The sequence below is a fragment of the Cellulomonas bogoriensis 69B4 = DSM 16987 genome, from assembly GCF_000767165.1.
Classification (GTDB): Bacteria; Actinomycetota; Actinomycetes; order Actinomycetales; family Cellulomonadaceae; genus Actinotalea; species Actinotalea bogoriensis.
This window is the reverse complement of sequence record NZ_AXCZ01000179.1, coordinates 1-5,392: the sequence shown is the minus strand read 5'-3', so window position 1 is coordinate 5,392 and position 5,392 is coordinate 1. Positions and strand designations below refer to the sequence as shown.

The 5,392-nt window shown below is 72.3% G+C and carries 5 protein-coding genes; 3 read left to right on the top strand and 2 right to left on the bottom strand.

Translation table 11 applies throughout. From position 1 onward, the window contains the following. Both dapC and N869_RS12615 read left to right on the top strand, forming a co-directional pair. Positions 1-1,019, top strand: a 1,019-nt coding sequence (dapC, locus tag N869_RS12620) for a succinyldiaminopimelate transaminase (protein WP_035062223.1), incomplete at its 5' end; no start/stop codon positions are given. Between the two features lie 259 nt (positions 1,020-1,278). Further along, positions 1,279-2,577 (top strand): citrate synthase, encoded by a 1,299-nt coding sequence (locus N869_RS12615; protein WP_084137130.1) that lies wholly within the window; start codon positions 1,279-1,281, stop codon positions 2,575-2,577. Positions 2,578-2,645: 68 nt separating this feature from the next. Here N869_RS12615 and N869_RS12610 read toward each other — a convergent pair whose 3' ends face one another. Then, positions 2,646-3,551 carry a hypothetical protein gene (locus N869_RS12610; RefSeq protein ID WP_052105519.1) on the bottom strand — a complete coding sequence of 302 codons (906 nt, stop codon included), beginning with the start codon at positions 3,549-3,551 and terminating at the stop codon, positions 2,646-2,648. Positions 3,552-3,565: 14 nt separating this feature from the next. Continuing rightward, entirely contained in the window at positions 3,566-4,516 is a 951-nt protein-coding gene (gene dapD, locus N869_RS12605; RefSeq protein WP_035062220.1) for a 2,3,4,5-tetrahydropyridine-2,6-dicarboxylate N-succinyltransferase, read from the bottom strand. 83 nt (positions 4,517-4,599) lie between these two features. On the opposite strand from dapD, the gene dapE reads away from it, so the two are divergent. Further along, the coding region (gene dapE, locus N869_RS12600; protein WP_035062219.1) for a succinyl-diaminopimelate desuccinylase at positions 4,600-5,392 on the top strand (793 nt) is incomplete at its 3' end.

The window sequence follows — 5,392 nt, the reverse complement described above, 5'->3', positions numbered from 1 at the left end:
CCCCGGTGGACCCGACCCCGGACGTGGTGCGCTCGGCGCTCGCCGCGGCCGGGAACTGGCCCGGTTACCCGACCACGCACGGAACCCCGGAGCTGCGGCAGGCCGTGGCGCAGTGGTTCGCGCGCCGGCGCGGGGTACCCGACGTCGACCCGGCCGGGGTGCTCCCCACGGTGGGGTCCAAGGAGCTGGTGGCGCTCCTGCCGGCGCTGCTGGGTCTGGGCCCGGGCGACGTCGTGGTCCACCCCGAGGTCGCCTACCCCACGTACGACGTCGGTGCGCGGCTCGCAGGGGCGACCCCGCTGCCCGCCGACGACGTGGCCGTCTGGGGGGCGCGCGACGACGTCCGCCTGGTGTGGGTCAACTCGCCCTCCAACCCGACCGGGAGGGTGCTGGACGTACCGGCCCTCCGAGCGGTGGTGGACGCGGCGCGGCGTCTGGGGGCGGTCGTGGCGTCCGACGAGTGCTACGCACTGCTCGCCTGGGACGCGCCGTGGTCCGGCTCGGGTACGCCGAGCCTGCTCGATCCGGCGGTCTGCGGCGGCAGGCACGAGGGTCTGCTGGTCGTGCACTCCCTGTCCAAGCAGTCCAACCTGGCCGGGTATCGCGGCGCGTTCGTGGCCGGGGACCCCGGCCTGGTGTCACGGCTGCTCGAGGTGCGCAAGCACGCCGGGATGATCGTCCCCGGCCCCGTGCAGGCGGCCATGGTCGCTGCGTTGACCGACGACGAGCACGTGGACGTCCAGGTGGCCCGTTATCGTCGGCGGCGTGAGGTCCTGCGGCAGGCGTTCACCGGGGCCGGTCTGCACGTGGAGGACTCCCCGGCGGGCCTGTACCTGTGGGTGCGGGGCGCAGGTCCGGGGCAGGACTGCTGGGCCACGGTCGCGGACCTCGCCGGGCTGGGTGTGCTGGTAGCGCCCGGGGCGTTCTACGGCCCGTCCGCGGCCCGGCACGTGCGGGTCGCGCTCACAGCTTCCGACGAGTCGGTCGCCCGCGCGGCGGCGCGGCTGCAAGCCGCGTGAGACGTCGCGTCCCGCGGGGCGCATTTTTGGTCTAATCTTGGCCGATCCGTGGTGCGCGCCGAAGGTGGCGCCCCCTCGCCCCGCACGCAGCCTGCCGAATCGTGTGACGGGGATCACGTTGGAAAAGGGACGTTCTGCCCTCGATTGATTGGGACCCCGGCGCTACGCGCGGGTACCGTCAGCGGTGGCCGACGACGCCCACCAGCTCGAACCGGACCAGCCAGGTGACCGCCGGGACTGGGTCCGCAAGGAGGAAGACATGACCCAGACCGAGACCCCCGCGGTCACCCTGACCGTCGGGGAGCGCGCGATGGACCTTCCTGTGGTCCGAGCGACGACGGGCAATGACGGGGTCGTGGTCTCGTCGCTGCTCAAGGAGACCGGTCTGGTCACCGTCGACCCGGGGTTCATGAACACCGCGTCCTGCGAGTCGGCGATCACCTATATCGACGGTGACGTCGGGATCCTGCGCTACCGGGGCTACCCGATCGAGCAGCTGGCGGCCCAGTCCTCCTTCCTCGAGGTCGCCTACCTGCTCACCCACGGCGAGCTCCCCACGGCGGACGCGCTCTCGGCGTGGATCGACCGGATCGAGCGCCACACCCACCTGCACGACAACTTCAAGGCGCTCATCGGCGCCTTCCCGACGAACGCCCACCCGATGGCCGTGCTGTCGTCGGCCGTGTCGGCCCTGCCGGGGTACTACCCGCACAGCGTCGACCCGTTCGACCCCTCCCGGGTGGAGCTCGCCACGGTGCTGCTCCTGGCGAAGGCCCCCACGATCGCCGCCTACGCCCACCGTCGCGCGCTCGGCCAGGAGATGATCGGCCCCGACCGTGGACGGGGCTACGTCGCGGACTTCCTGCGCATGGCGTTCCAGCCCAACGGCGTTCCGTACGACGTCGACCCGGTGATGGTCAAGGCCCTGGACCTGCTGCTCATCCTGCACGCCGACCACGAGCAGAACTGCTCGACGTCGACGGTGCGGATCGTCGGGTCCAGCCACGCGAACCTCTACGCGTCGGTCTCGGCCGGCGTCAACGCGCTGTCCGGCCCGCTGCACGGCGGGGCGAACGAGGCGGTCCTGCGGATGCTGACCCAGATCCAGCAGGCCGGGGGTGACGCCTCGGAGTTCATGCGCAAGGTCAAGAACAAGGAGGACGGTGTCCGGCTCATGGGCTTCGGGCACCGCGTCTACAAGAACTACGACCCGCGCGCGGCGATCGTGAAGAAGGCTGCCGACGAGGTGCTGTCCCAGCTGGGCAAGCGCGACGAGATGCTGGACATCGCGATGAGCCTCGAGGAGATCGCTCTCAACGACGACTACTTCATCGAGCGCAAGCTCTACCCGAACGTCGACTTCTACACGGGCCTGATCTACAAGGCGATGGGGTTCCCGACCTCGATGTTCACCCCGCTGTTCGCCGTGGGTCGGATGCCCGGGTGGATCGCGCAGTGGCGCGAGATGATGACCGACAAGGCCACCAAGATCGGTCGCCCGCGGCAGATCTACACGGGGGCGGCCGAGCGTGACGTGGTCCCGCTCGACGAGCGCTGAGACGTCCACCGAGGCCCTCCCCGCAGTGACCGCAAGGTCACGTGGGGAGGGCCTCGGCGTGGGTGCGGTCAGCCGGTGCTGACGAGCACCGTCACCTGACCGTCGTCGGTGGGTTCCTCCGCCGGTGCCCACGCGCCTTCGTCCCGGGTCCACACCTGATCGGCGTGGCGCACCTCCACGACCTCCAGGGCGTCGGCCACGGCGACCGACCACTGCGCCAGCGACCACCCGGCGCGCAGGGGCTCCTCGTCCTCGCCCAGCACGGCCGGTGCGTCGAGCACCACGGCGGCGTCACCGGCCGCGCTCACGCCAGGGACCTGCTCGCCGGCCGGTGCGTAGTCGCGGTGCACACGCGCGACGTAGGCGTCGACCGAGCCGGCGCCCGGGTCGTCCAAGGTGCAGGTGATGCTCGCGGCGGAGTACCCCGTCAGTCCCGAGGCCCAGGCCCGTGAGCGTGCCTCGTGCTTGGCGTAGGCGTCCGGGAACCCGGACCGCTGGACGGCCTGGGCCGCGACGGTCACGTCCATCTCGATGTAGCCGTCCACCCGGGACAGGCCCTCGTAGAAGGCGTCGGTGGAGTACACGGGGTCCATGATCTGCTCGACGGTGCCCCACCCCTGGGAGGGTCGCTGCTGGAAGATGCCGACCGAGTCGCGGTCGCCGTAGTCGATGTTGCGCAGCTTGGACTCCTGCAGCCCCGTCGCCAGGCCGATCGTCACCGCACGAGCCGGCAGGTCCAGCTGGCGGGCGCGGGCGGCGATCAGAGCTGCGGTCTCGGCCTGGTCGGTCTCCAGGAACCACGACGTCTCGCCGTCGACCGCGGCGCAGCGGACGGGCTCGCCGGCCACGTCCTCCAGCTGGCGGAGCAACGCGGCGACGCCCGCCGCGCCGGCCGCCAGGACCAGGAGGAACGTGAAGGTGCCGGCGAGCACGCGTACGCCCAGGCGCAGGGCACGGTCGGTCGCGGGCTGCATGGCGGGGTCCTGTCTCAGTTGGCGTGCAGGTCCGGGTTGAGCGCGATGCCGGCCCCGTCACGGGAGAGGACCTGCACGGCGCCGGTCACCGAGTGGCGACGGAACAGCAGGTTGTCGACGCCGGCCAGCTCACGGGCGGAGACCACCTTGTCGCCCTCACCCACGAGGGTGACCTTGGTGCCGGCGGTCACGTACAGGCCGGCCTCGACCACGCAGTCGTCGCCCAGAGGGATGCCCAGGCCCGCGTTCGCCCCGAGCAGCGACCTGCGCCCGATGGAGATCCGCACGGTCCCACCGCCCGACAGCGTGCCCATGATCGACGCGCCGCCCCCGATGTCGCTGCCGTCACCGACCACCACTCCGGCCGAGATGCGGCCCTCGACCATCGAGGTGCCCAGGGTCCCGGCGTTGAAGTTCACGAAGCCCTCGTGCATGACGGTGGTGCCCTCGGCCAGGTGCGCCCCCAGACGGACGCGGTCGGCGTCCGCGATGCGCACGCCCGTGGGCATGACGTAGTCGACCATGCGCGGGAACTTGTCGACGCCGTGGACGGTGGGGGCTGCGCCGTGGGCGGCGCGCAACCGGGCGCGGGTCTGCTCGAACCCCTCGACCGCACACGGCCCGCGGTCGGTCCACACCACGTTCGGCAGGACGCCGAAGATCCCGTCGAGGTTCAGCCCGTGCGGCTGGACCAGGCGGTGGGAGAGCAGGTGCAGGCGGAGGTAGGCGTCGGCGGTGTCCCGGGGCGGGGCGTCGAGGTCGATGACGGTGGTGACCACCTCGATGCGGACCTGCCGTGCCTCGTCGGTGCCGACGAGGGCCGTCAGCTCGGCCCCGGGCTCACCGTCCGGGCCCTGGGAGAGGGTGGGCGTGGGGTACCACGCGTCCAGCACGGTCCCGCTCGCGGCGGGGTCGGTTCCGGTCGTCGTCACGATGCCGTGGGCCCAGGCGGTGCGCTGCGTCATGGGTGACAAGCCTAGTTGGCGCGGGGAGGTGGCAGGACCCGTCCACCGGCCCCTCGGGGCGGGCAACGGGTAGGGTGCGCCCCGTGATCCTCGATCTCCACGGTGACCCCGTCGTGCTGGCCCACACCTTGTGCGACATCCCGTCCGTCAGCGGGGACGAGGCGCACCTCGCCGACCTGGTGGAGGGCGCCCTGCGGGAGCTGGACCACCTGGAGGTCCTGCGCGACGGGAACGCGGTCGTGGCCCGTACCCACCTGGGCCGGTCCGAGCGGGTCGTGGTCGCCGGGCACCTGGACACCGTGCCCGTGGCCGCGAACCTGCCGGCCGAGCGGCGCGCCACCGCTGAGGGCGACGTCCTGTGGGGACGGGGCTCGGTCGACATGAAGGGCGGTGTGGCCGTCCAGCTGGCGGTCGCCGCCCGTGTGACGGCCCCGGGCCGGGACGTGACCTGGGTGTTCTACGACCAGGAGGAGGTCGAGGCCACCCGCAACGGCCTCGGCCGTCTGGTGCGCGACCACCCGGAGTGGGTGAGCGGGAGCTTCGCGGTGCTGTGCGAACCCACGCGCGGCGCGATCGAAGGGGGCTGCAACGGCACCTTGCGGGTGCAGGTGCGGGTGCCCGGCGTGGCCGCGCACTCGGGTCGCTCCTGGCTGGGGGTGAACGCCATCCACGACGCCGCCCCCGTGCTGGCGACGTTGGCCGCGTACCGCGCCCGCACCGTCGAGGTCGACGGCCTGACCTACCGGGAAGGGCTCAACGCCGTCGGCATCAGCGGGGGGATCGCGGGCAACGTCATCCCCGACGAGTGCGTCGTCACCGTCAACTACCGGTTCGCGCCCGAGCTCACCGTCGAGCAGGCCGAGGCGCACGTCCGGG